Consider the following 23,172-nt stretch of genomic DNA (forward strand, 5'->3'; position numbering starts at 1 on the left):
CGATGAGTGGAAGAAGATGAGTCACAGCGTGACAGTCTCGTCGGGCAGTTTCCGTTAGCTGCCACACGCTGGGGCGAGATCCGGGCAGGCAAATGCGCCGCCATGCCAGGCAACGCATTTTGAGGTACGCTTGCGGTATTCGAATGGCAATACATCAGGAGTTTTCATGGCTGTCCCCTACGCTACCAACCAACCCGAACGCAGCGCCATCGACGCCAGCCAGGGCCTGGTCGCCCTCGACTTCGGCGCCAACTGGTGCGGCTATTGCCGCGCCGCCGAGCCGCTGATCGACCAGGCGCTGGGCGACTATCCGACCGCCCGGCACGTCAAGGTCGAGGACGGCCCCGGCCGGGCGCTGGGCCGCTCGTTCCGCATCAAGCTGTGGCCGACGGTCGTGGTGCTCAAGGACGGCCAGGAGGTGACGCGCGTGGTGCGTCCGGTCGACGCCGACGCGGTGCGTCAGGCCCTGGCCCAGGCGGGTGCATGAGCGAGGCGGCAACCCAAGCCGCGGGCAACAAGCCCCGCACCGTCCTGTTTGCGAGCCTGATCGGCACCACGATCGAGTTCTACGATTTCTACATCTACGCCACCGCCGCGGTACTGGTGTTTCCGCGCCTGTTCTTCCCGGCCGCCGACCCCGGCGCGGCGACCCTGCAGTCGCTGGCGACGTTCGCCATCGCCTTCTTCGCGCGCCCGGTCGGCTCGGCCGTGTTCGGCCACTTCGGCGACCGCGTCGGCCGCAAGGCGACCCTGGTCGCGGCCCTGCTCACGATGGGCATCTCGACCATCCTGATCGGCATGCTGCCCACTTACGCCCAGATCGGCGTGGCGGCGCCGCTGCTGCTGGCGCTGTGCCGCTTCGGCCAGGGGCTCGGACTGGGCGGCGAGTGGGGCGGGGCGGTGCTGCTCGCCACCGAGAATGCGCCGCCGGGCAAGCGCGCCTGGTATGGCATGTTCCCGCAACTGGGCGCGCCGATCGGCTTCTTCCTGTCCGGCGGCGTCTTCCTGCTGCTGGGCGAGCTGATGAGCGACGAAGCCTTCTTCGCCTGGGGCTGGCGGATTCCCTTCCTGGCCAGCGCCCTGCTGGTGGCGGTGGGCCTGTACATCCGCCTGAAAATCACCGAGACGCCCGACTTCCAGAAGGTGCTGGACCAGAAGGCGCGGGTCAAGGTGCCGATGGTGGCCGTGCTGCGCGACCACCGCCGCGCGCTGGTGCTCGGAACGCTGACCGCCCTGTCGACCTTCGTCATCTTCTACCTGATGACGGTGTTCGCCCTGACCTGGGGCACGGCGCAGCTGGGCTACACGCGCCAGGAGTTCCTGGTGCTGCAGCTGTTCGCGGTCGTGTTTTTCGCGCTCACGATTCCGCCGTCGGCGCTCCTGGCCGACAGCCGCGGGCGGCGCAGCGCCATGATGCTGGTGAGCGCCGCGATCGCCGTGTTCGGACTGCTGTACGGGCCGCTGTTCGGCGCCGGCGGCTGGGTCGCGGTTACCCTGTTCATGGTGCTCGGCATGTGCCTGGTGGGCTTCACCTATGGCCCGCTCGGCACCTTGCTGGCCGAGATGTTCCCGGCCGAGGTGCGCTACACCGGCGCCTCGCTCACCTTCAACTTCGCCGGCATCCTCGGCGCCTCGGTGGCGCCGTATATTGCGCTATGGCTGGCCACGAATCACGGGCTGGAATTCGTCGGCTACTACCTGAGCGGCGCGGCGCTCGTCAGCCTGGTCGCCCTGGCGCTGGCCAAGAGCCTGGTGCCGTCCGACGCCAGGTGAGCGCACGCAGGTTCGGGAGCCTCGAAGCGCGATCTGCGTCGTGCGCCGACGAGGCCTCCCTGGACGCGCTCTACCTCGACTCCCGTCCCGACCTCGGGGCGCTGCCGGTGCCGCGCGCCGTCATCGAGGGCATCGCGCGCCATCAACGCGCCATGCAGGCCGACGGTTACGCGCGGCGCTTTGCCACGCTCCAGACGTGGCTGGTGACCGATGGGGAGCGCCCGGTCGCGCGCATCGTGCTGGCCGGGGAGGGCGGCGCGCTGCGCGTGGTGGACCTGTCGGTGGCGCTGGCCGCGCGGCGCAAGGGTGTCGCCAGATCCCTGCTGCACGCGCTGCAGGATGAGTACGAGCGCATCGCGCTGCGTGTGCGCAGCGCGAACGTCGCCGCGCGCCGCCTGTACGAAGGACTCGGCTTCACGCTCCTGCGCGCCGACGACGCCGCCATGGAGCTTGAATGGCGCCGATCGAGAGCAGATGCGTACGACGCCTCTCAGAACGAGTAGACCATCGTCAGCGAAGTCTGGGTATCGGTGTTCTTCTTGTCGTCCGGGACGTTGCTGTCGTTGCGCACGCTGAAGCCGGCCTTCATCTGCATGCTGCCGTTGATCTTGGTGCTGAGCGAGGTTTCGGCCACCGAGTGGGTGTTGCCGGTGCCTTTCTCGACGCTGACGGTCTGCGCGAAGAAGGCCGATGGGCTGACCTGCCAGCGGAACTGGGCGGCGCTACGCACCGTCATGCCTTTTTCTTCTTCGTCGTTGTCGCGCACGCCGACCGAATAGCCCGGACCGATCTCGACGTCGAGCGTCTTGTCGGGCGCGGTATACCAGCGCGAGCCGTAACCGATGCCGACCGTCGAGTAGCGCGAATAGGCGCCGAACTTGTCGTCGGTATGCGAAGCGAGCACGAAGGCGCGGCGGCCGTCGCCCAGCAGCTTGAGCGAAGCCTTGGCCGAGGTGGCCCAGCGCTGGGCCGAGCGGCTTTTCTGGCGCTCGCCGAACTCGTCTTCGTACTCGTCTTCCTTGAAGAAGCCGCTGGCGATGAATTCGTGGCTCCAGCGCGAGGTTTCGTGGCGGGCATCGATCTTGCCCGTCACCGACGTGCCGTTGGTGTTGCCCGAGGTCGTGATCGCGCCCAGCTCGGCGGAGGTGAACCACCCGCCATCGGGAATCGCCGGCTTCGCGACGATCAGCGGCGCGTGGACGTCGCCGATTTGGGGAAGGTCGGGAGCGGCGAGCGCCGCACCCGGGATGCCAGCCAGGGCCAGCGCCAGGATCGAGAGTGGTTTCATCAGCTTCAAGCGGCCGCATGGGTTGCGCCTTACCGCACGGCGTACCCAGGGCGACCGGCCATCGTTCGTGGATCGTGCGCGACCGTGATGGTAGCCGCGAGTTGGCGGACATTGTAACGCAAGGACAGCACGAAGCGATGCAATCGGGCACGTACCGGGCGCTGTTTAGTCGCGACCGGCGCGAACGACCGGTCACTTTTTCTGCGGGCGGCTCAGGCGCCGACGTAGACGATCTTGAAGGCGAACAGCCCCGCGATCACCCACACCACCGGCTTGACTTCGCGCGCGCGCCCGGTCAGCAGCTTGAGCGCCGCATAGCTGATGAAACCGAAGGCGATGCCCTCGGCGATCGAATAGGTGAACGGCATGGTCAGGGCGGTGATGGCGGCCGGGATGCTCTCGGTGCTGTCGCCCCATTCGACGTCGCCCAGGTCGGACAGCATCAGGCAGGCCACGAACAGCAGCGCCGGCGCGGTGGCGTAGGGCGGCACCACGGCCGCCAGCGGCGCGATGAACAGGCAGGCCAGGAACAGCGCGGCCACGGTCAGGGCGGTAAGGCCGGTGCGCCCGCCGGCCTGTACGCCGGACGCGCTTTCCAGGTAGGCGGTGGTGCTCGAGGTGCCCAGCACGCTGCCGGCGACGATGGCGCCGCTGTCGGCCAGCAGGGCCTTGTTCAGGCGGTCCATCTTGCCCTCGACCAGGAGGCCGGCGCGGCGCGCCACGCCCATCAGGGTGCCGGTGGCGTCGAACAGTTCGACCAGGAAGAACACCAGCACCACGTTCAGGATGCCGGCCCCGAGGGCGCCCACGATGTCGAGCTGGAACAGGGTCGGCTCGATCGACGGCGGCAGCGAGAACAGGCCCTGGTAGGTGTTCCCGCCGAAGAAGAAGCTGAGCACAGTCACCAGCACGATGCCGATCAGGATCGCGCCGCGCACGCGCAGGCGGTCGAGCGCCACGATGACGAAGAAGCCGACCACCGCCATGATCGCGGCCGGCTGGTGCAGGTCGCCGGCCTTGACCAGGGTGGCTTCGTTGGCGACCACGATGCCGGCGTTCTTGAGGGCGATCAGGGCCAGGAACATGCCCAGGCCCACCGTGATCGCGATCCGCATCGAGCGCGGGATGCCGTCCACGATCATGGCGCGCAATCCCACCATGGTGACCAGGATGAACAGGCAGCCGGAGATGAACACGGCGCCCAGCGCCGCCTGCCAGGGGATGCCCATGCCGAGCACCACGGCGTAGGCGAAATAGGCGTTCAGGCCCATGCCGGGCGCCATCGCGATCGGATAGTTGGCGTACAGGCCCATGAGGGCGGTGCCCCCGGCGGCCACCAGGCAGGTGGCGACGAACACCGCGTCCTTCGGCATGCCGGCGTCGCCCAGGATCGAGGGGTTGACGAAGATGATGTAGACCATCGTCAGGAAGGTGGTCAGCCCGGCCATCATCTCGGTGCGGATGTCGGTCTTGTTTTCGCTGAGTTTGAAGAGTCGTTCGAACATGGGGGACTTTCGGGATAGGTTTTTGCCCGAAGCATAACACCGGGCCACCGCGCCTGCACCATGGCGCTACGCCGGCCCACGCGGCGGTGTTACCATGCCGGCTCGAACCTCCCCAATTTTGCCCATCCATTTCCACACTATGCCGAAGAACAAGCGTCCCGCACCCCGCACCTCGAACAACACGCGCGAACCCGACACCGACGCACAAGCCCGGCTGATGGCCGACATGGCCCTCGAGATCGCCGAGCGCGAGGACGATGCGGCGCAAGGCGACGAGCAGGCCGAAGCCCTGGCCGGCCTGGTGCGCAAGGCGATCCGCAGGAAGCATGACGAGGTGCTGTACGAGGCGATCGAACTGGCGCGCTACACCGACCCGCTGGCCTGCCGCCTGCTGCGCGCGCGCGTGGAAGAAGAAGCCGCCACCCTGCGCATCCGGCGCGACGACGGTCCCGAATATGAGATCGACGCCTTCCTGGTGCCGCTGTTCGTGCGCAGCCGCGGCGGCCTCGATGGGCGCGAGAACTTCCAGGACCTCGAGGCCTTCGAGCGCCTCGCCGCCAGCTTCCAGGAACACGGCCTGGAAGGCAAGGGCGCGAAAGTGGTGCTGCTGCAGCATGCCTACGACCTGGGCGAGATCGACCACATCGCCTACGGCACGCTGCACCAGATGCTGCGCGAAGCAGCCGCCTCGCTGCTGGAAAAGAAGCTGCAGCCGGCGCCGACCATCGAAGCGAGCATGCGCGGCTGGACCGGCGAGCCGGTGGCGCCCGACGAGACCGCGCTCGAACTGCGCTTCCTGCTCGGCTTCTCGCTCAAGCGCGCCGACGATCCGTTCTACCAGGCGCCGCCGGACGAAGCGGGCAGCGACGCTTATTTCGCGGCCCGCATGGAGCGCTACCGCGCCTGGACCGAAGCCGTCGCCCCGCTGGTGGCGCGGGTACTCGCGCGCGACCCGGAGCGCCTCGAGCTGAACTTCCTCTACCAGGACCTGTTCTATGGCGCCAAGGAGCAGGGCGTGGCCGAACTGGCGATGCTCGGCGTGCTGGCCGAAGCCAAGCGCCTGCTGGCGGCCAAGGACCTGGCGCCGGACGCGGTGCACGCCGCGGTGGCGCCGCTCGACATGGGCGAGCACGTGATCCTGCGCGCCAACCTGTATGCGCTCGACGGCGGCCAGCCCTGGGGCAGCGTCGACAAACCCGTCGACCTGGCCGCCGACCTGGCCGCCGAGGTCGACGAATTGTGCGATGCACTACTGGCCCTCGGCCTGGAGGGCGTATCGGTCGCGGCCGGCTTCAGTGCCGACGGTCACGCCGAAGGGGCCGAGCCGTATCACCCTGTGTAAGGTCCCGCCGCCCGCGCCGTGCGCTGCCCCGATATGGGCGCATTTGCGACCGCAGGGGCGGTAAACAACCGTTTTCGGCCAGGGAATCCAGTGCAACGCGTAAAGTTTTCGCCGTTTTTTCGTAGTGGATTTGCCTGTGTTGGTGTAGGACGCCGCTTACAGAAAGTTGCTGGATAGACGAACTCTCCCTATGAAGCCCAGCCGTAGGCCAGTAATCTTTAGTTACATTCGGTGCAATGTTGCTTTGCACAACTGAAAATATTGGGAAAATTGCATGATACGATTCCGTGGTCCGACCGGCTTCCCGTGCGCGCCACAGCCTTGAACAGAATGATAAGGACCGGTCCGGTTTTACTTGCCAAACTACTAGAACGCCGCCGAGGCGAAAGGAAATCGACATGCCGACCCTGATCGTGTTTTGCCACCTCCGCTGGGATTTCGTGTTCCAGCGCCCGCAGCACCTGATGACCCGCCTGGCTGAACACTACAACATCCTCTTCATCGAAGAACCGATGCACACCGAAGGCGAGGCACGTCTCGAACAGACCACCGTCGCACCGAACATCACCGTCTGCCGCCCGCATACGCCGATCCAGCAGTTCGGCTTCCATGACGACCAGTTGCCGACCCTGCAGGTGCTGCTGGCCGACCTCGTGCCCCTGGACGAGGCGCCGATCGTCTGGTTCTACACCCCGATGGCGCTGCCGCTGCTGCAGGTGTTCAAGCCGTCGAAGGTGATCTATGACTGCATGGATGAACTGGCCATGTTCAAGAATGCGCCGAAACAGCTGCTGCAGCGCGAAAGCGCGCTGCTGAACATCGCCGACGTCGTCTTTACCGGCGGCCCGAGCCTGTACCAGTCGAAGCGCGACCGCCACGCCAACGCCCACTGCTTCTCGAGCAGCGTCGACGCCAAGCACTTCCGCCAGGCCCAGGACCGCGCCATCTCGCACCCGGACCAGGCCCATATCGCGTATCCGCGCCTGGGCTTTTATGGCGTGATCGACGAACGCTTCGACGTCGACCTGGTCTCGAGCATGGCCGATGCCCACCCGGACTGGCAGATCGTGCTGGTCGGCCCGGTCGTCAAGATCGACCCGGCGACCCTGCCGAAGCAGCCGAACGTCCACTACATGGGACAGCGCACCTATGACCAGCTGCCGCAGTTCCTGGCCGGCTGGGACGTCTGCCTGCTGCCGTTCGCGATGAACGATTCGACCAAGTTCATCAGCCCGACCAAGGTGCTGGAATACATGGCGGTTGAGCTGCCATGCGTGTCGACCCCGATCACCGACGTCAAGGTGCCGTATGGCGACGTGGTGGAGATCGCCGAATCCCACGCCGACTTCATCGCCGCCTGCGAACGCCAGCTGGCGCTCGGCGACGACGAGCGCCAGGCGATGGCCAGCCGCATGCGCGACGTGGTGGCCGGCACCTCATGGGACCTGACCGCCAGCCGCATGCACGAGCTGATCGGCAACGCCGTCCCGAGCAACAAGGTCGAGCGCTTCTTTGCCAACAGCCAGGAAGCGGTGCGGTCGACGGCGGAGAAGATGCCGGTGGCGCAGGTCGGCTAAAATCGCGCCGGCAGGCGGATCTCCGCCTGCGCGCCCGGCTCAACCTAACTCCTCCTGAGCACCTGTTCGATCGCCTCGACCGTCGCCGGCTTGGTCAGGTGCTCGTCGAAGCCCGCCGCCCGGGTTCTGGCCCGGTCGGCTTCTCCACCCCATCCCGTGAGCGCCACCAGCCGGATGCCCGCCAGGCGGGCGTCCTGCCTGATCGCCGCCGCCACTTCGTAGCCGGACATGCCCGGCATGCCCAGGTCCAGGAACACCACGTCCGGCATCAGACTGGGCAGCATGCGCAGCGCCTGGCGGCCGTCGTTGGCCACCGGTGCGCGGTGGCCCATCATGTTGAGCAGGGCGGCCAGCGTGTCGGCCGCGTCGCGGTTGTCGTCGACCACCAGCACGCTGCGCCCTGGCGGCGCGGCCTCAAGGGCCGTCCCGGTCGCCCCGGCCTCGAGCGCCGGCAGCGCCGCATCGGCGACGAGCGGCAGGCGTATCGTGAAGGCGCTGCCGGCGTTGACGCCGGCGCTGGCGGCGCTCACGCTGCCGCCATGCAGCTCGACGAGGCTGCGCACCAGCGACAGGCCGATGCCCAGCCCGCCGGATCCAGCCTGCTGCGCCTGACCGACCTGGGTGAACATGCGAAACACGTCTTCCAGCGCCTCGGGCGCGATCCCGATCCCGTTGTCGGTCACCGTCACCACCGCCTGCTCGCCATCGCGCCTGGCTTCCAGCGCGATGCGTCCGCCCTTGGGCGTATAGCGCGCCGCGTTGTTCAGCAGATTGCTCACCACCTGGGTCAGGCGGGTGGGGTCGGCCTCCAGCACCAGGGCTTCGTCCGGCAACCGCAGTTCGAAACCGTGGCGCGCCGCCTCGATCAGCGGCATGCTGGTCTCGACCGCGGCTGCCAGCACCGTCGCCAGGTCGACCCGCTCGCGCCGCAGCTCGACCTGGCCGCGCGTGATGCGCGCGACGTCCAGCAGGTCGTCGACCAGGTTCACCAGGTGGTCGAGCTGGCGCTCCATGATGCCGTGCACGCGGCCGACCGCTTCGCGGTCGTCGGGCGAGCGTCGGATGAACTGCAGCCCGCTGCGAATCGGCGCCAGCGGATTTCTCAGTTCGTGCGCCAGGGTGGCGAGGAACTCGGTCTTGAGGCGGTTGGCTTCGGACAGGTCGGCCGCCATGCGTCGCAGCGCGGCCTCGGAGCGGCGCCGTTCGGTAATGTCGGTGAACAGCACCGCGACGCGACGCAGCTCGGGCGGACCCAGCCGCGTTGCGTGCACGTCGTACCAGCGGTCCAGGCCCCGCGCCTCGTTCTCGAAGCGCACCGCCTCGCCGGTTTGCGCCACCCGGCCATAGATCTCGAACCAGTGCTGCTCATGGGTGGGCACCAGCTGGCGGATCGTCTTGCCCACCGCATCGACGAGGCCGGTGTGCTTGACGAAGGCCGGATTGGCCTCGACGAACAGGTAGTCGCACGGCTGGCCATCGCCGTCGTAGATCATGTCGATCACGCACAGGCCCTCGTCGATCGAGTCGAACACGGTGCGGTAGCGCTCCTCGGTGGCGCGCAGCTGCTGCTCGGCCTCGCGCTGGCGCGTGGCGTCCATGACCACCCCGTGCACTTCGCACGGCGCGCCATCGTCGTCGTACTCGACGTGGCCGCGCGCGATCATCCAGCGCCAGCCGCCGGCGGCCGCGCGGATGCGGTAGGTGGCGGCGTACGCGCCGCCGCCGTCGATGGCGGAATTAATCAGCGCAATGGTCGGGGCGATGTCGTCCGGATGAAACGCCGCCAGGTAGGTGGCGAGCGGGGCGTCCAGGCGCCGCTCGCGCGGCACGCCGAACAGCGCCGCCATGCGGGCGTCGGCGCGGAGCCGGTCGGCCACGATGTCCCACGACCAGATGCCCAGCTCGGCGGCCTCGACGATGCGTTCCAGGCGCGAGCGCGTCTGTTCCAGTTCGGTTTCGGCCCGGCGCCTTTCGACCTGACTGTCGAAGGCCTCGGTGTAGAAGCGCGCCTTGGCGCGCAGGATCGTCGGCGAAAGCGGTTCGGTGAGCACGGCGATGGCGCCGGCGTCGTATAGGTATTCTTGTGGGAAGGGCAGGGGTTGCGGCAGGCCGAGCGCCACGATCGGGGTGCGGCTGGAACGCGGGTTGGCGCGCACCGCCCGAATGGTCTCGAGGATGCCCTCGGCGTCGCCCGCATAGCCGACCAGGATCAGGGGAAAGTCGCCCGTGCGCGCCTGTTCCAGGCCGGCGGACTGGGTGGGCGCGCGGACGATGGCCTGGTCCAGTTCGCACGAGACCTGGGTGACGATCGGGTCGTCGATCGCGCGCTTGCAAATGAACAGGATGCTCCTGTCCCCGGTGTGCGGTAGGGTGTCGGTCACAGACATCGTTGCCCGAGAATTATGGTTATTTCGGCAATTTAAATAGCTCGCAGGGCCATGTCAACGATGTTGCGTCTTCCCGTGCGGTGTTCTCGTCAGGATTTGTCAGGCACCTGCTGCGAAGGAACGGGCGTGCGCAGCGCCTCGGGAACGGCATCGGCGATCCCCTGCGATGGCGCCTGGCCGATGCGGCGCGCCTCGTCGGACTGCTGGTCGAGGCTGACTTCTTCGGCCACGTCGAAGCGGCCGTCTTCCGCGCCTTCGTCGCCCGGCAACAAGTTGTCGGAACGGTTGTCCTGGCCGCCGGCGGGAACCGGGACGTCCTGCCTGCGGTCCGAATGATCGGGAGTGCTCATGAGGAACTCCATGACATAGTGGATGTGTTTTGATTATGAGGCAGCGGCTCTGCGTCAGGCGCACGCCAGCGCCGCCTGCGCGCGCCTGCAAGCAACGAGCGCGTCAGGCGCGCATCGACTGCTCACGGGCCACGCTTTTTACGCGGCAAGTTCTTTTCAAGGATGGCCCACAAGATCAGGCCATAGGCCAGCAGGCGGATCAGGTAGTGCAGCGGCGAGTACTCGCCGCCGTCGTCGCGCAATGCCGCATACACGCGGTGCAGCCCCTCGATCGCGAACGACAGGGCGAAATACAGGAAGAAACGGTCGCCGCTGGCGCGCCAGAAGCGCAAGAAGAACAGGGCGATGGTGATGGAAGCCATGGCAATGGCGCCGGCCAGCAGATCGGTCATCGCGTCAGTCCTTCTCGTAGATCAGGCCGTACAGCAGCAGCAGGCAGGCCACCAGCGCGCTGGCCTGACGCCACGGCAGCAGGTCGATCTCGGTGGGGAACACGACCTTGTCCAGCAACAGCAGCAGATTATTCAGGGTCATCCCCGTGAAGCAGGCGCCGCTCCAGAACAGGAGGCGGTGGCGCGTGCGCCGATAGCCGGCGAACAGCAGCACGGCGCACGTCAGCGAGGTCAGCATGCAGAGGGTATAGATCAATTGGCCCATATCACATCATCCCGAAGGGTATGCTCATTATTCGTGTCGGCGCCTGGCGCCCGCTCATTACGTCCGATTACTTCAGTGTCTTGCATGCAGATAGGCTGACCACCGTTTCCTTTCACCCGTCCTTGCGCAGCCGGAAGGCGTCGGCGAACTGCTGGGCCTGTCGCTCGAGGCTGGAGTGGATCAGGTGGGTCACCTCCACCAGGCGCCGGGCATACAGGTCGGCCAGGCGGTCGATCCTGTCGCGCAGGGCCTCGCTGGCAGGCTCGTAGCGGTAACAATGGGCTGCGGGAGGATCGCAGGGCTGCGCGATGCCCGCCGTGCATAAATCGATCAGCAACTGGCCCGCCACGCGCTCGCGGATGTAGAGCCGGCTGGCCAGCATCGCGCTTTCCCACTGCTGGGTGGGGTCGGCGCGCAGCAGCAGCATGGCTTCCAGGAAGGGCACGGAAGGAACGCTCGTCAGGACGAAACGGCGCAGATCCTCCGGTATTGACGGGTGAGTCATTCGTGGCGAACTTGTTTCCCAAATGGAAAATCTAATTGAGAAAGCGTTAATTTTAAAACATTCCGCGTGGAATTGCTCACACAATTGTGCGCACCGTTGTGCCTCGATCATCCGCACGATTGTGGCTGGCGTCGCGCACCCATCGACGCAAACTTTATGCTCAAGAGCACCTGCTCAGCTAAAATGCCCGCTTTCTTCACCTGGCCGTTCCATGATGCTTCGCTCCACCCTGGGCAGACTGCTTGCCCGCCTTGCCGTCGCCGGCGCCCTGTTGTCCGCCGGCGCTGCGCAAGCCGACAGTTGTCCCGTCCACTACCTTGACGGCCGCCCACCCGAGATCCAGAACAAGAAACTGGCCACGGCCACGCGCGAGCTGTGCTACGGCGTGTTCGGGGTCGTGCATTCGGGCGTGACGCGCACGCCGCTGTGGTCGGCCGAATACGTGCGCGCCGATAATCTCAAGCGGGCCCAGGGCCTGGACCGCGACGACAAGTTCCACGCCGAGCAGCGCCTGCCGCGCGGCCAGCGCGCCGAGCTGTCGGACTATGCGCGCAGCGGCTTCGACCGCGGCCACCTGGCGCCGAACGCCAACATGCCAGACCGCCGCACCCAGCGCGAGAGTTTTTCGCTGGCCAATATGGTTCCGCAAGACCGCGACCACAACCGCCACATCTGGGCGCCGATCGAGGGCGCGGTGCGCACCATGGCGAAGAAGGAAGGGGAACTGTACGTGATCACCGGCCCGGCCTTCCTCGGCGCCAGCCTGAAGAAGGTCGGCAACGTGATCGTGCCGACCCACCTGTACAAGGTGGTGTACAGTCCGCGCCAGAAGCTGGCGGCGGCCTGGTTCACCGAGAACCGCGCCGATGCGCCGATCAACGTGGTGCCGGTCGCCGAACTGGAGCGCATTGTCGGCATCGAACTGCTGCCGTCCCTGTCCGCGAAGCAAAAAGAACGCATGCTGCGCCTGCCGAAGATCAAGCAGCGCAAGAACCGATCGTAAAGGAACGCCATGAGCAAGAAGAAACCCGCCTCCTTCGCCCCGTTCGCCAACGAGGCCGACGTCGCCGGCATCGGCGACCTGATGCTGGAAAATCGCGTCGACCGCATCACCATTTCGGGCGACGTCGATCTGACCGCCGACCTGGCAGGGCTGGACAAGGCGCGTCGCCTGCACGCACTGCTGGGCGAGATCGTGGCGGCGCTCGAGGCGCGCGATCTGCCGGACGTGCTGCCGCCGCCCGAGATCAAGACGATCGACAACCCCTTCGCTTGAAGCGCGGCGCACCGGTTCCGGTGCGCTCCCCGCGCCGGGCGCCAGCCCGGCCTTTCCCCGCTTTCTCTCTTTGTCGTCCTGCGCCTACAGCCCCGTCCGGCTGTGCGCCGACGCGCGATTTCGCTTTGTTCTGACATTAACTTTCCAGTAGTCAATGGTGTGCGAGCCCCATCAGTATTGGAGTAATCTTGACAACAAAGCGCATACGGTGCGGCGACGTCGCCGCTGGCGCCAGAACGATCATTTTTTGGAGGAACGACCATGCAACACACTCTTGTCGCGGTGTTCGACAACCGCACCGATGCGCAGAACGCCATGAACGAACTGCTGTCGTCGGGCTTTATCCGTACCGACGTGCGTCTGTCGAACGCTGACCCGACCGGCCAGACCGACAGCGAGACCGGCCGTTCCGACCTTGGCGCAGAACGCAGCCACGATGGCGATACTGGCATCACCGCCAGCATCAAGAATTTCTTCAATGACCTGTTCGGCTCGGATCACGCGGAACACGTGAGCCGTTACGAAGGCGCCGTGACCCGCGGCCATCATGTCCTCACCCTGATCGCCGTCTCGCTGCCGGAAGTCGAACGCGCCGCCGACATCGTCGAGCGCTATGGCCCGACCGACATCGACGAGAGCTCCAGCGGCATGCCGGACATGGCGGCGGGCGGCATCAGCGCCGGCGCCATGCGCATGGGCAGCAGCGCCGGCATGCAGCAATCGTCGTCGATGTCGGCCCAGTCGGGCGCGCTCGGCAATGCGCAAGCGGCGTCGGCTCCCAAACTCGACAATCCCGGCGACCGCGAGCTGTTCCAGCAGCGCTCGATGAACCAGGACGTGCCGGTGGGCGGCACCCACCAGGAATCGATGGGCAACAGCGGCCTGACCGCCACCGGCGGCACCTCGCTGCAAAGCTCGACGCTGCGCGACGACCCGGTGCAGAATGCGCCGCTCGAAGGCAGCCAGCAGGGCGGCCTGTCGGCCGGCAGCGCGCAACTGGACAACGACCGCATCGCGGCCCGGGGTGCAAATACCGCTTCGACCGCTGCGACCGCGTCGACCGGCTCGACCGCTTCGGCGGCCGGCGCATTGTCGAACAATACCGCTTCCATCCAGGGTTCGGCCCTGGAAGGCTCGATCCGCAGCGACTCGCTGCAGCGCGATCTCCAGGGCAGCCATACCGGCGGGCTGGCGGGCGCAGGGGCGAACCTGGACAAGCAGCGCAGCGGCGTGCGCATCTTCTCGCGCGGCCAGGCGGGGCAGGCCGATCCCGCGCTGGGCCTGGGCGCCGGCTCGGGATCGAGCGCCTCGGGCTCGTACGACGGCGACTACCGCGACCATTTCGACACCACCTACGGCGCCAGCGGCGCGTCCTACGACGACTACCTGCCTGCCTACAGCTACGGCAGCGAAGCCGCGCGCAGCGGCCGCTACACCAACCGTGCCTGGGACGACATCGAAACCGACCTGCGCAGCGACTGGGATCGCCGCTACGCTGCCGGCGGCGAGCCATCGACCTGGGAAAAGATGAAGTCCGCGGTGCGCCACGGCTGGGAACGCATGACCCGTGACGATGACGATGGCCTGTACCGCAGCCACTACGACAGCACCTATGCGTCCAGTGGCACCAAGTTCGAGGAGCTGAAACCGGCCTACTCCTACGGCAGCGAGATGCGCCGCAGCGAGATGTATCGCAACCAGCCCTGGGACGACGTCGAGGGCACGCTGCGCACCGGCTGGGACAACCGCATCGACGGCACGCGCGACTTCAGCACGACCGGCAGCGACGCCAGCGAGCCGTCGGCCTGGGATCGCGTCAAGAACGCCGTCCGTCACGGCTGGGACCGCATGACGGACGAGGACGACGAGTACTACCGCAATCATTGGAACACCACGTACGGCGCCGCCGCCGGCTCGTACGACGAGTACCGCCCGGCCTACAGCTATGGTTCGGAAATGGCGCGTGATGACCAGTACCGCGGGCGCAGCTGGGACGCGGTCGAGACCGACCTGCGCAGCGACTGGGATCGCCGCCATCCGGACGAGCCGTCGACCTGGGACAAGATGAAGTCCGCCGTGCGTCGCGGCTGGGACCGGATGACCGACGGCGATAACGACGCCTATTACCGTAACCACTGGAGCTCGGTGTATGGCGCCACTGGCGAGGCGTACGACGAATACCGTCCGGCCTACAGCTACGGCTCGGAAATGGCGCTCAACGACAGGTACCGCGGCCGCCCGTGGAACGACGTCGAGACCGACCTGCGCAGCGACTGGGATACCCGCTATCCGGGCGAACAGTCGACCTGGGAGAAGATGAAATCGGCCGTGCGTCACGGCTGGGAGCGCATGATGCGCTGAGCGCGCTAAAGCGAACTCCAGGAGTTGCGATAAGCTCGCACTCCTGGGTTAGCCGCCAGCATGTCGTCCCCGCGCAGGCGGGGATCCAAGTTAGCCAGCGGTGCAGCAAACTGGACAGGACCAGTGCTGCAAGCTTGCCTTGGGTCCCGCCTCCCGCGGGGGCGACGTTTTCAGGCCTACATATCTGGTCAGGACCTGACCTGTATCCCTCACACCTGCGCCGCCGGCGCGATCGTCAGCGCCTGCGGCTTGATGTTCAGCTTCGTCGCGCCGATCTCTCTGTCCTCGTTCAGCAAGGCCCGCGGCCTGTTGGCGTCGTATTCGACCGGCGCGAACGCGTCGCTCGCCCCGGTGCCGGGGCTGTGGAACTTCCCGTGTTTACGCCGCTTCCGTCATCGGCAGGCTGATGCGGTTGCGTCCCAGGTGCTTGGCGCGGTACAGGGCGGCGTCGGCGATCGCGACCAGCTGGCTGGCATGGTTGTCGGGCCCGGCAATGGCGGTGGCGGCGCCGATCGACACCGTCACGTGGCCGGCGGCGAAGCGGCATGGCAGCTGCAACTGCTCGACCCGGCAGCGGATGCGCTCGGCCACGATGGCGGCGCCTTTCAGCGACTGGTTGGGCAGGATCACGGCGAATTCCTCGCCGCCGTAGCGCGCCACCAGGTCGTTGGCCCGCATTTCGCTGGCCACCGCGCGCGCCACCCGTTTCAGGCATTCGTCGCCGCCCAGGTGGCCATGGGCATCGTTGTAGGCCTTGAAGTTGTCGACGTCCACCATCAGCAGCGACAGCGGCTGCATCTGGCTGAGCGCGCGCGCCCATTCCGCATGCAGGGTGTCGTCGAAGCAGCGCCGGTTGGCCAGGCCCGTCAAGCCGTCGCGCGTGGCCAGTTGCTCGAGCGCGAGCTGCGCCATCTTGGCGTCGGTGAGATCGCGCAGGGTCTCGACCACCGCCGACAACTGGCCGCTGGCATCGAAGATCGGGCTGGCGTCGGCCGCCAGGTAGCGGCGCCGGCCGGCGCGCGGCATGTCGCACCAGGTTTCGATCGACAGCGCAGCAGGACAACGGCCGTCCGCGCCAATGGTGGGCCGGGGCTCGTCGCGCCGGCCCTTGAGCACCATGTCGGCCAGGGTGGGACGCTGGATGTCGTAGAAACTGCGCCAATGGTCGCCGGTGCCGAGCACTTCCGGCGCCGGCACGCCGGTCAGCTGCTCGCAGGCGCGGTTCCAGATCATGACGCGGGCATCGGTGTCCAGCACGAATACCGGCACCGACAGGCTTTCCATCAACTGCCCCACGAATGCGACGTCCTGGACCAGGGCTGTCGGGCCTGTGCCGGTGCTGGGTGCGCTCATGAGCCGTCCTCTGCGAATGGTTGCGGTGTCGAAGAGCGGCAATCAATGTGGTGCCGCCAGGGACCGATTCTGCAACCTGCGCCTGTTCGGGCCATTGATTTTAAGCAAGGACAATGGCGAGGGGGCATTTTGCAACGCTGAGCGGTCAGGCGGCCTTCGGGGTGAATGCGGGCAGGCCGGGCGCCGGATCGGGCAGCGGGTCGCGCACCGGAGCGCGCACCGGATCTGGCGCCGCAGCGCGCACCGGCAGCGAGAGCGTCCAGCGGGCGCGCCGCCCGGCGCTGACGGCGATCCGCAGCACGCCGCCCATGGCGCGGATCTGCTCGACCAGATCGACGGGCAGGGCGGATACGTCGTCCACCGTGCCGGCGCAGCCGTCGATCTCGAGGCCGAGCGTGCTGGCGCCTTCGAGCAGCCGCACCCTGAGTTCGCTTTCCGGCCCGCGCTGTGCGACACCCGCATTGCCGGCCCCGCGCGCGGCGCCGGCCAGCACGTCCTGCAGCACGCGGAACACGGCCAGGCGCGCCGCCCGGTCCTGGCCGGCGCGCGAACTTGGATCGACGCCGGCCTCGAAGCGGTAGCCCAGGCCGTGGCGGTGAGCATGCTCGGCCAGGCAGCGCTCCAGCGCCTGGCGCAGGCCGTCGCCCGAATGCGCGCCGCCGCGCAGGCCGCCGCCGACGGCGCGCAGTGCATGGATCGCGCCGTCGATGCCGCCCAGCACGCGGTCGAGGTGAGTCAATAGCACCGGGGCGGGCGTCGCCTCGGCGCACTCGCGCAGACTCGCCATCTCATTGCGCAAGCTCGACAGGCGTCGGCCAAGCTCGGCCTGCAATTCGGATCCGATCCGGGTCTGCTCGCCTGCGCCTGCGCGCGCGCCGTCGGACTGGCGCACCAGTCGGCACAGCAGGTCGTGGTTGTCGGCCAGCGCTTGCTCGGACTGGCAGCGCGCCTCGCGCTCGGCCGTGAGCTGGTCCTGCAGCGCGCGCGCCCGTTCGTCGGTGACGACGCTGCGGCGCAGGCCGATGTAGGCCAGCACCAGGGCCGCCAGCGTGACCATGACGCAGGCCAGCACTTCCGGCGCCGCGCCGCGCCACGGCAGCGGCACCAGCGCATGCGCTTCGCTGGCCACGGCGCGGTGGGAAACGAAAGCGAGGGATGCTAGGAGAACCGATGACTTTTTCATGGGTAGCCTCTTAACGGATTCGGAACATTCCGTAGGACCATACCGCCGAGCAGCTGGTGGAATCTTGTTTCTTCTCAAACACCCAATCCGCACCCGGTTTTTGTGGAACCCAGGCAACCCCTCAGCGGCGCGCCGCTCGGCGCGTTATAATGGAAGGTTGACGAGAGGCTTACCGTGACTTACAGCATCAAAGAGATCTTCTATACCTTGCAGGGCGAGGGCGCGCATGCGGGACGGCCGGCCGTGTTCTGTCGGTTCTCCGGCTGCAACCTCTGGACCGGGCGCGAAGCCGACCGTGCGAGCGCCGTGTGCCAGTTCTGCGACACCGATTTCGTCGGCACCGACGGCGAGCGCGGCGGCAAGTTCAGGGACGCTGACCTGCTGGCAGCCGAGATCGACGGCCTGTGGCCAGCCGCTCATCCAGCCAGCAAATACGTGGTGTTCACCGGCGGCGAACCGCTCCTGCAGCTCGACCGCCCCCTGATCGACGCCATGCATGCGCGCGGCTTCACCATCGCCATCGAAACCAACGGCACCCTGCCGGTGCCCGAAGGCGTGGACTGGATCTGCGTCAGCCCCAAGATGGGCTCGACGCTGGTGGTGCACAAGGGCAGCGAGATCAAGGTCGTCATTCCGCAGCTCGGGCAAGACCTGGCCGCCTATGAGGGGCTCGACTTCGAGCACTTCTACGTGCAGGCGATGGACGGCCCGCTGGCCGCGCGCAACATCCGGCTGGCGATCGAGACCTGCCGCGCCAATCCAAAATGGAAGCTCAGCCTCCAGACCCATAAACTTCTTCAGATTCCTTAACGATCCACACGCAGCATGTTGACCATTACCCGCAAGCTCGAATTCGATGCCGGACACCGGATTCCCGACCACAAGAGCCAGTGCCGCAACCTGCACGGGCACCGCTATACCCTTGAGATTACCCTGACGGGCCAAGTCATCGATTCCGATGGCAATTCCGACAATGGCATGATCATGGATTTTTCCGACGTCAAGGCGCTGGCAAAGCAGCATCTGGTCGATGTGTGGGATCATGCCTTCATCGTGTACGAAAAAGATGACAAGGTACGTGACTTCCTGGCATCGCTGCCGGACCACAAGACGATCGTGATCGACCGCATTCCAACCGTCGAAAACCTGGCCCAGGTGGCGTTCGACATCCTGAAGGCCGTGTTCATCGACCGCTACGGCACGGGGCTGCGCCTGCACAAGCTGGTGCTGCACGAAACCCCGAACTGCTGGGCCGAGATCACGCAATGACGCCGGAGTCGACCTTCCAGGCCGCGCAGGAAGTGTCGGCCGCGAGCGCGGCGCCGGCCGAGGCCGGGCGCTACATGGCGCTGGCGCTGGCCCAGGCGCGGCTGGCGTGGGAGCGGGGCGAGGTGCCGGTCGGCGCGGTCGTGGTCAAGGACGGCGAGGTCATCGCAACCGGCTTCAACCAGCCGATCAGCGGCCACGACCCGACCGCCCACGCCGAGATCGTCGCCCTGCGGGCGGCGGCCGACAAGCTGGGCAATTACCGGCTGCCCGGTTGCGAGCTGTACGTGACCCTGGAACCCTGCATCATGTGCTCGGGGGCGATGATGCATGCGCGCCTGGCCAGGGTCGTGTACGCGGCGCTCGACCCCAAGACCGGCGCCTGCGGCTCGGTCGTCGATCTGTTCGCCGAAGACCGGCTGAACCACCACACCGAGGTGGTCGGCGGCGTCATGGCCGAGGAGGCGAGCGCCTTGCTCAAGGCCTTCTTCGTGGAGCGCCGCAACGCCGCGCGCAAGCCGGCTAAGAGCCTAGAGTAAGGGCAGGCCGGGCGGGCAATCGCGCCATTCCAGCAGGCGAAGCGCCATGCGCGCCAATTAGCTGCTATGCTGTTTTCAAGTCGCGATGACGGCACCGCCGTCCGACCATAGGGATGTGAACCACGAACAGCATCGGCGCCAGGCTGGCGCCACCCACGCGCTCCTGAACGCCGTCATGCCTACCCTCCACGCCAATGGTCTGCGCATCGCCTTCGACACCGCGGGCGACGCGAAAGCCGCGCCGCTGCTCCTGATCCATGGCCTCGGCATGCAGCTGACCAACTGGCCCGACGAATTCGTCGAAGGCCTGGTCGAGCTCGGCTTTTACGTGATCCGTTTCGACCACCGCGACAGCGGCCTGTCGACCAAGTTCGAGCAGGCCGGCACGCCGAATCTCGCGCTGGCGCGCGTCAAGGCCGCCCTCGGCTGGCCGCCGCGCTCACCCTACGGCATCGACGACATGGCGGCCGACGCCCTCGGCGTGCTGTCGGCGCTGGGCGTGGCGCGGGCCCACCTGGTGGGCGTCTCGGCGCTGGGCGGCATGGTCGCCCAACAGCTGGCCGCGCGTCACCCGCAGCGGCTCTTGACCCTGACCTCCATCATGTCCACCAGCGGCCGGCGGGCGCTGCCCGGACCGAGCGCGACCGTGCGCAAGGCGCTGGCCAGCGGTCCCGCCGACCCGGCCGATCTCGACAGCCTCATCAACCACGCGGTCGGCCAGCTGCGGCTGCTTGGCAGCCCGTCCTATCCGACCCCGGACCGGCAGCTGCGCAAGCGCGTCACGCGCTCGATGCGGCGCTGCTATTGCCCCGGCGGGAGTGCGCGCCAGATGCTGGCGCTGCTTGCCGCCGGCGACCGCAGCGCGCTGCTGCCGGCGATCGCGGCGCCGACCCTCGTCATCCACGGCGCCGCCGATCCGTTGCTGCCCGCGGCCTGCGGGCAGGACGTCGCGCGCCGCATCGAGGGCGCGCGGCTCGAGATCATCGAAGGAATGGGCCACGATTTGCCGCCCCAGCTGGTCGAGCGCATCCTTGCCTTGATCGACTCCCATGCTCGGGGTAAGATGTTGCCAAACTCAACACCCCGGCTTTTCGTCAAACAGTGATCACCTCCCGTCCCGGCATCGCCATCGTGGCGCCAGCCGGCTGCATTGCCGAGCCAGACGCACTCGAGCGCGCCATTGTGCGCCTCGAGAAGCAGGGCTTCGTGGTGCGTAATTACTACGACCACAGCTGCAGGCACCAGCGCTTCGGCGCCACCGACGAGGCGCGCCTGGCGCAGCTCCACGCGGCCGTGGCCGACCCGGACGTGCACCTCGTCATCGCCCTGCGCGGCGGCTATGGCATCAGCCGCCTGCTGCCGCGCATCGATTTCGAGGCGATCGCCGCCAGCGGCAAGATCGTGGTCGGCTTTTCCGATCTGACCGCCCTGCACATGGGCCTGATGGCAAAGGCGGGCGGCCTGAGCTACGCCGGCCCGATGATCGCGGGCGACTTCGGCGCGCCGGAGTCGGTCGCGGGGGCGGTCGCGGAGTCGGTTGCATTTACGCTCGACGACTTTTTCGCCTGCCTGGCCGGCCCCACCCATACCATCACCGAATGTGTCGCCGGCAATCCGGCGCTCGACGTGCGCGGCACCGTCTGGGGCGGCAACCTGGCCATGATCGGCGCAATGGTCGGCACGCCATACTTTCCGCGCATCGACGGCGGCATCCTGTGGCTCGAGGATATCGCCGAACACCCGTACCGGATCGAGCGCCTGCTGCTGCAACTGATGCAGGCCGGCGTGCTGGAACGCCAGCGCGCCGTGGTACTGGGCGACTTTTCGGGTTATCGCCTGGGGCCGCTCGACAACGGCTACGATTTCGACGCCATGCTGTCCTACCTGCGCCAGACCCTGCCGCTGCCGGTGGTGACGGGCCTCTCGTTCGGCCACATCGAGCGCCGGGTCACCATCCCGTTCGGCGCCCAGGGCCGCCTGGTGTCCGATGCCGACGGATTCCGCCTGACCCTGTCCGACTATCCGACCTTGCGCCGGGTTTGAGCCGCGCGTCACGGTCTGCGCCACTGTCGGGAAACCAGCCTGATTCGCCCGCCAGGGCGCGGAATGGTAAAATAGCCGGTTAATCAAATATGCTTTTTGGGGTAATACAGTGCTATCCACAGCCAATATCACGATGCAATTCGGCGCGAAGCCGCTGTTCGAGAACATTTCCGTTAAATTTGGCGAGGGCAACCGTTATGGCCTGATCGGCGCCAACGGCTGCGGCAAGTCGACCTTCATGAAGATCCTGGGCGGCGACCTCGAGCCGTCCGCCGGCAACGTCAGCCTCGATCCGGGCGAGCGCCTGGGCAAGCTGCGCCAGGACCAGTTCGCCTATGAAGACGTGCGCGTGCTGGACGTGGTCATGATGGGCCACACCGAGCTGTGGAACGCGATCGCCGAACGCGATGCGATCTACGCCAACCCGGACGCGACCGACGACGACTACATGAAAGCGGCCGAGCTCGAAGGCAAAGTGGCCGAATACGACGGCTACTCGGCCGAGGCGCGCGCCGGCGAACTGCTGCTGGGCCTGGAAATCGGCACCGAGCTGCACCAGGGGCCGATGAGCGCCGTGGCGCCGGGCTGGAAGCTGCGCGTGCTGCTGGCCCAGGCCCTGTTCTCGAATCCGGACATCCTGCTGCTCGACGAACCGACCAACAACCTGGACATCAACACGATCCGCTGGCTGGAAAACATGCTCAACGAGCGTAACTCCACCATGATCATCATTTCCCACGATCGTCACTTCCTGAACCAGGTCTGCACCCACGTGGCCGACATGGACTACGGCACCCTGAAGGTCTATCCGGGCAACTACGACGACTACATGCTGGCCTCGACCCAGGCGCGCAACCAGCAGCTGGCGAACAACGCCAAGGCCAAGGAAAAAGTGGCCGAGCTGCAGGACTTCGTGCGCCGCTTCTCGGCCAACAAATCGAAGGCGCGCCAGGCGACCTCGCGCGCCAAGCAGATCGACAAGATCAAGATCGAGGAGTTCAAGCCTTCTTCGCGCGCCTATCCGTTCGTGCGCTTCGAAGGCGAGAAGAAGCTGCACCGCCTGGCGGTGGAAGCCGAGAACATCTCGAAGGCCTACGAGCGCCAGTTGTTCAAGAATTTCTCGATCATGGTCGAGGCCGGCGAGCGCATCGCGATCATCGGCGCCAACGGCGCCGGCAAGACCACGCTGCTGCGCGCGATCGGCGGCGACCTGTGCGGCCTGCAGCCGGACACCGGCCGCGTGAAATGGGCCGAGAACGCCAATCCGGGCTACATGCCGCAGGATCCGACCGAGGAATTCGCCAGCGGCGAAACGCTCACCGACTGGATGGGCAAGTGGACGCAAGAGGGCGACGACGACCAGGCCGTGCGCTCGATCCTGGGCCGCCTGCTGTTTGGCGGCGACGAAGTCAAGAAGTCGGTCAAGGTGCTGTCGGGTGGCGAAAAGGGCCGCATGATGTACGGCAAGCTGATGCTGGGCCGCCACAACGTGCTGTTGCTGGACGAACCGACCAACCACATGGACATGGAATCGATCGAATCGCTGAACATCGCGCTCGACAAGTACGCCGGCACCCTGATCTTCGTGTCGCACGACCGCGAGTTCGTGTCGTCGCTGGCCACCCGCGTGATCGAGATCCGCGAGAACGACGTGGTCGACTTCCCGGGCAATTACGAGGAATACCTGCGCAGCCAGGGCATCGACTGACCGTCGCGCAGGCATCGGTTTGAAGGACGAGGCGGGGCTGGTCCCCGCCAACGCGAGGA

The 23,172-nt window shown here is 66.9% G+C and carries 23 protein-coding genes; 14 read left to right on the plus strand and 9 right to left on the minus strand.

The window, feature by feature from the left end; all coding sequences use genetic code 11:
- The first annotated feature begins 166 nt into the window (after positions 1-166).
- Genes ACZ9AQ_RS06135 through ACZ9AQ_RS06145 form a run of 3 tightly spaced genes read left to right on the plus strand, consistent with a single transcriptional unit; the run spans position 167 to position 2,276 of the window.
- The gene (locus ACZ9AQ_RS06135; protein WP_429201935.1) at positions 167-487 is read left to right on the plus strand and encodes a thioredoxin family protein; all 321 of its coding nucleotides are present in this window, start codon (positions 167-169) and stop codon (positions 485-487) included.
- Positions 484-1,773, plus strand: a complete 1,290-nt coding sequence (locus ACZ9AQ_RS06140; protein WP_429201933.1) for an MFS transporter — start codon at positions 484-486, stop codon at positions 1,771-1,773. Before ACZ9AQ_RS06135 ends, ACZ9AQ_RS06140 begins: the two co-directional genes overlap by 4 nt.
- Complete coding sequence (locus tag ACZ9AQ_RS06145) at positions 1,770-2,276, plus strand: GNAT family N-acetyltransferase (protein WP_429201931.1); 507 nt, start codon at positions 1,770-1,772, stop codon at positions 2,274-2,276. Before ACZ9AQ_RS06140 ends, ACZ9AQ_RS06145 begins: the two co-directional genes overlap by 4 nt.
- Here the strand turns inward: ACZ9AQ_RS06145 and ACZ9AQ_RS06150 are convergent.
- Positions 2,264-3,061: a DUF481 domain-containing protein gene (locus ACZ9AQ_RS06150; protein WP_429201929.1), complete on the minus strand. Its 798-nt coding sequence runs from the start codon at positions 3,059-3,061 to the stop codon at positions 2,264-2,266. The genes ACZ9AQ_RS06145 and ACZ9AQ_RS06150 overlap by 13 nt on opposite strands.
- Positions 3,062-3,273: 212 nt before the next feature.
- Positions 3,274-4,566 (minus strand): NCS2 family permease, encoded by a 1,293-nt coding sequence (locus ACZ9AQ_RS06155; protein WP_429201927.1) that lies wholly within the window; start codon positions 4,564-4,566, stop codon positions 3,274-3,276.
- A 139-nt stretch (positions 4,567-4,705) separates the two neighbouring features.
- Between ACZ9AQ_RS06155 and ACZ9AQ_RS06160 the strand changes: the two genes are divergently transcribed.
- Together ACZ9AQ_RS06160 and ACZ9AQ_RS06165 are read left to right on the plus strand one after the other, a co-directional pair.
- The gene (locus tag ACZ9AQ_RS06160) at positions 4,706-5,908 is read left to right on the plus strand and encodes a hypothetical protein (RefSeq protein ID WP_429201926.1); all 1,203 of its coding nucleotides are present in this window, start codon (positions 4,706-4,708) and stop codon (positions 5,906-5,908) included.
- Positions 5,909-6,306: 398 nt separating this feature from the next.
- Positions 6,307-7,485, plus strand: a complete 1,179-nt coding sequence (locus ACZ9AQ_RS06165) for a glycosyltransferase (protein ID WP_429201925.1) — start codon at positions 6,307-6,309, stop codon at positions 7,483-7,485.
- Positions 7,486-7,529: 44 nt separating this feature from the next.
- On the opposite strand, the gene ACZ9AQ_RS06170 is transcribed toward ACZ9AQ_RS06165, so the two are convergent.
- The 5 genes from ACZ9AQ_RS06170 to ACZ9AQ_RS06190 all read right to left on the minus strand — a co-directional run bounded on the left by ACZ9AQ_RS06170 (position 7,530) and on the right by ACZ9AQ_RS06190 (position 11,324).
- Positions 7,530-9,872 carry a hybrid sensor histidine kinase/response regulator gene (locus ACZ9AQ_RS06170; protein WP_429201923.1) on the minus strand — a complete coding sequence of 781 codons (2,343 nt, stop codon included), beginning with the start codon at positions 9,870-9,872 and terminating at the stop codon, positions 7,530-7,532.
- 89 nt (positions 9,873-9,961) lie between these two features.
- A complete protein-coding gene (locus ACZ9AQ_RS06175) occupies positions 9,962-10,222 on the minus strand; it encodes a hypothetical protein (RefSeq protein ID WP_429201921.1) in 261 nt (86 codons plus the stop codon).
- A gap of 122 nt (positions 10,223-10,344) precedes the next feature.
- On the minus strand, positions 10,345-10,614 hold the full coding sequence (locus tag ACZ9AQ_RS06180) for a DUF5985 family protein (RefSeq protein ID WP_429201919.1): 270 nt from the start codon (positions 10,612-10,614) through the stop codon (positions 10,345-10,347).
- A gap of 4 nt (positions 10,615-10,618) precedes the next feature.
- Positions 10,619-10,879: a DUF5985 family protein gene (locus ACZ9AQ_RS06185; protein WP_429201917.1), complete on the minus strand. Its 261-nt coding sequence runs from the start codon at positions 10,877-10,879 to the stop codon at positions 10,619-10,621.
- 112 nt (positions 10,880-10,991) lie between these two features.
- Positions 10,992-11,324: a hypothetical protein gene (locus ACZ9AQ_RS06190; RefSeq protein ID WP_429201916.1), complete on the minus strand. Its 333-nt coding sequence runs from the start codon at positions 11,322-11,324 to the stop codon at positions 10,992-10,994.
- A gap of 274 nt (positions 11,325-11,598) precedes the next feature.
- Here ACZ9AQ_RS06190 and ACZ9AQ_RS06195 point away from each other — a divergent pair, with 274 nt between their 5' ends.
- The 3 genes from ACZ9AQ_RS06195 to ACZ9AQ_RS06205 all read left to right on the plus strand — a co-directional run bounded on the left by ACZ9AQ_RS06195 (position 11,599) and on the right by ACZ9AQ_RS06205 (position 15,021).
- Complete coding sequence (locus tag ACZ9AQ_RS06195; RefSeq protein WP_429202826.1) at positions 11,599-12,387, plus strand: DNA/RNA non-specific endonuclease; 789 nt, start codon at positions 11,599-11,601, stop codon at positions 12,385-12,387.
- 9 nt (positions 12,388-12,396) lie between these two features.
- Positions 12,397-12,660 carry a hypothetical protein gene (locus ACZ9AQ_RS06200; RefSeq protein WP_429201915.1) on the plus strand — a complete coding sequence of 88 codons (264 nt, stop codon included), beginning with the start codon at positions 12,397-12,399 and terminating at the stop codon, positions 12,658-12,660.
- Between the two features lie 261 nt (positions 12,661-12,921).
- Positions 12,922-15,021 carry a hypothetical protein gene (locus ACZ9AQ_RS06205; protein WP_429201913.1) on the plus strand — a complete coding sequence of 700 codons (2,100 nt, stop codon included), beginning with the start codon at positions 12,922-12,924 and terminating at the stop codon, positions 15,019-15,021.
- A gap of 378 nt (positions 15,022-15,399) precedes the next feature.
- Here the strand turns inward: ACZ9AQ_RS06205 and ACZ9AQ_RS06210 are convergent, their stop codons facing one another.
- Positions 15,400-16,374, minus strand: coding sequence for a sensor domain-containing diguanylate cyclase (locus ACZ9AQ_RS06210; RefSeq protein ID WP_429201912.1), 975 nt, complete (start codon positions 16,372-16,374; stop codon positions 15,400-15,402).
- 145 nt (positions 16,375-16,519) lie between these two features.
- Positions 16,520-17,557, minus strand: coding sequence for a sensor histidine kinase (locus ACZ9AQ_RS06215; RefSeq protein ID WP_429201910.1), 1,038 nt, complete (start codon positions 17,555-17,557; stop codon positions 16,520-16,522).
- A gap of 174 nt (positions 17,558-17,731) precedes the next feature.
- Between ACZ9AQ_RS06215 and queE the strand changes: the two genes are divergently transcribed.
- The 6 genes from queE to ACZ9AQ_RS06245 all read left to right on the plus strand — a co-directional run bounded on the left by queE (position 17,732) and on the right by ACZ9AQ_RS06245 (position 23,113).
- Positions 17,732-18,367, plus strand: coding sequence for a 7-carboxy-7-deazaguanine synthase (gene queE, locus ACZ9AQ_RS06220; protein WP_429201908.1), 636 nt, complete (start codon positions 17,732-17,734; stop codon positions 18,365-18,367).
- Between the two features lie 15 nt (positions 18,368-18,382).
- Positions 18,383-18,826, plus strand: coding sequence for a 6-carboxytetrahydropterin synthase QueD (queD, locus tag ACZ9AQ_RS06225; RefSeq protein WP_429201906.1), 444 nt, complete (start codon positions 18,383-18,385; stop codon positions 18,824-18,826).
- Positions 18,823-19,362, plus strand: coding sequence for a tRNA adenosine(34) deaminase TadA (gene tadA / locus ACZ9AQ_RS06230; RefSeq protein WP_429201905.1), 540 nt, complete (start codon positions 18,823-18,825; stop codon positions 19,360-19,362). The genes queD and tadA overlap by 4 nt, the downstream gene beginning before the upstream one ends.
- A gap of 175 nt (positions 19,363-19,537) precedes the next feature.
- A complete protein-coding gene (locus ACZ9AQ_RS06235) occupies positions 19,538-20,467 on the plus strand; it encodes an alpha/beta fold hydrolase (protein ID WP_429202824.1) in 930 nt (309 codons plus the stop codon).
- Positions 20,464-21,405 carry an LD-carboxypeptidase gene (locus tag ACZ9AQ_RS06240; protein ID WP_429201903.1) on the plus strand — a complete coding sequence of 314 codons (942 nt, stop codon included), beginning with the start codon at positions 20,464-20,466 and terminating at the stop codon, positions 21,403-21,405. Before ACZ9AQ_RS06235 ends, ACZ9AQ_RS06240 begins: the two co-directional genes overlap by 4 nt.
- 109 nt (positions 21,406-21,514) lie before the next feature.
- Positions 21,515-23,113 carry an ABC-F family ATPase gene (locus ACZ9AQ_RS06245; protein WP_429201901.1) on the plus strand — a complete coding sequence of 533 codons (1,599 nt, stop codon included), beginning with the start codon at positions 21,515-21,517 and terminating at the stop codon, positions 23,111-23,113.
- Positions 23,114-23,172 lie beyond the last annotated feature (59 nt).

The organism is Massilia sp. UYP34 (assembly GCF_056279385.1).

What these genes read in the sequence shown, in the direction of transcription:
- ACZ9AQ_RS06155 (WP_429201927.1), bottom strand. Translation starts at nt 4,566, where the DNA reads ATGTTCGAACGACTCTTCAAACTCAGCGAAAACAAGACCGACATCCGC.
- ACZ9AQ_RS06235 (WP_429202824.1), top strand. Translation starts at nt 19,538, where the DNA reads ATGCCTACCCTCCACGCCAATGGTCTGCGCATCGCCTTCGACACCGCG.
- ACZ9AQ_RS06140 (WP_429201933.1), top strand. Translation starts at nt 484, where the DNA reads ATGAGCGAGGCGGCAACCCAAGCCGCGGGCAACAAGCCCCGCACCGTC.
- ACZ9AQ_RS06185 (WP_429201917.1), bottom strand. Translation starts at nt 10,879, where the DNA reads ATGGGCCAATTGATCTATACCCTCTGCATGCTGACCTCGCTGACGTGC.
- ACZ9AQ_RS06170 (WP_429201923.1), bottom strand. Translation starts at nt 9,872, where the DNA reads ATGTCTGTGACCGACACCCTACCGCACACCGGGGACAGGAGCATCCTG.
- ACZ9AQ_RS06200 (WP_429201915.1), top strand. Translation starts at nt 12,397, where the DNA reads ATGAGCAAGAAGAAACCCGCCTCCTTCGCCCCGTTCGCCAACGAGGCC.
- ACZ9AQ_RS06175 (WP_429201921.1), bottom strand. Translation starts at nt 10,222, where the DNA reads ATGAGCACTCCCGATCATTCGGACCGCAGGCAGGACGTCCCGGTTCCC.
- ACZ9AQ_RS06215 (WP_429201910.1), bottom strand. Translation starts at nt 17,557, where the DNA reads ATGAAAAAGTCATCGGTTCTCCTAGCATCCCTCGCTTTCGTTTCCCAC.
- ACZ9AQ_RS06205 (WP_429201913.1), top strand. Translation starts at nt 12,922, where the DNA reads ATGCAACACACTCTTGTCGCGGTGTTCGACAACCGCACCGATGCGCAG.
- tadA (WP_429201905.1), top strand. Translation starts at nt 18,823, where the DNA reads ATGACGCCGGAGTCGACCTTCCAGGCCGCGCAGGAAGTGTCGGCCGCG.
- ACZ9AQ_RS06150 (WP_429201929.1), bottom strand. Translation starts at nt 3,061, where the DNA reads ATGAAACCACTCTCGATCCTGGCGCTGGCCCTGGCTGGCATCCCGGGT.
- ACZ9AQ_RS06160 (WP_429201926.1), top strand. Translation starts at nt 4,706, where the DNA reads ATGCCGAAGAACAAGCGTCCCGCACCCCGCACCTCGAACAACACGCGC.
- ACZ9AQ_RS06210 (WP_429201912.1), bottom strand. Translation starts at nt 16,374, where the DNA reads ATGAGCGCACCCAGCACCGGCACAGGCCCGACAGCCCTGGTCCAGGAC.
- ACZ9AQ_RS06165 (WP_429201925.1), top strand. Translation starts at nt 6,307, where the DNA reads ATGCCGACCCTGATCGTGTTTTGCCACCTCCGCTGGGATTTCGTGTTC.
- queD (WP_429201906.1), top strand. Translation starts at nt 18,383, where the DNA reads ATGTTGACCATTACCCGCAAGCTCGAATTCGATGCCGGACACCGGATT.
- ACZ9AQ_RS06195 (WP_429202826.1), top strand. Translation starts at nt 11,599, where the DNA reads ATGCTTCGCTCCACCCTGGGCAGACTGCTTGCCCGCCTTGCCGTCGCC.
- ACZ9AQ_RS06180 (WP_429201919.1), bottom strand. Translation starts at nt 10,614, where the DNA reads ATGACCGATCTGCTGGCCGGCGCCATTGCCATGGCTTCCATCACCATC.
- ACZ9AQ_RS06135 (WP_429201935.1), top strand. Translation starts at nt 167, where the DNA reads ATGGCTGTCCCCTACGCTACCAACCAACCCGAACGCAGCGCCATCGAC.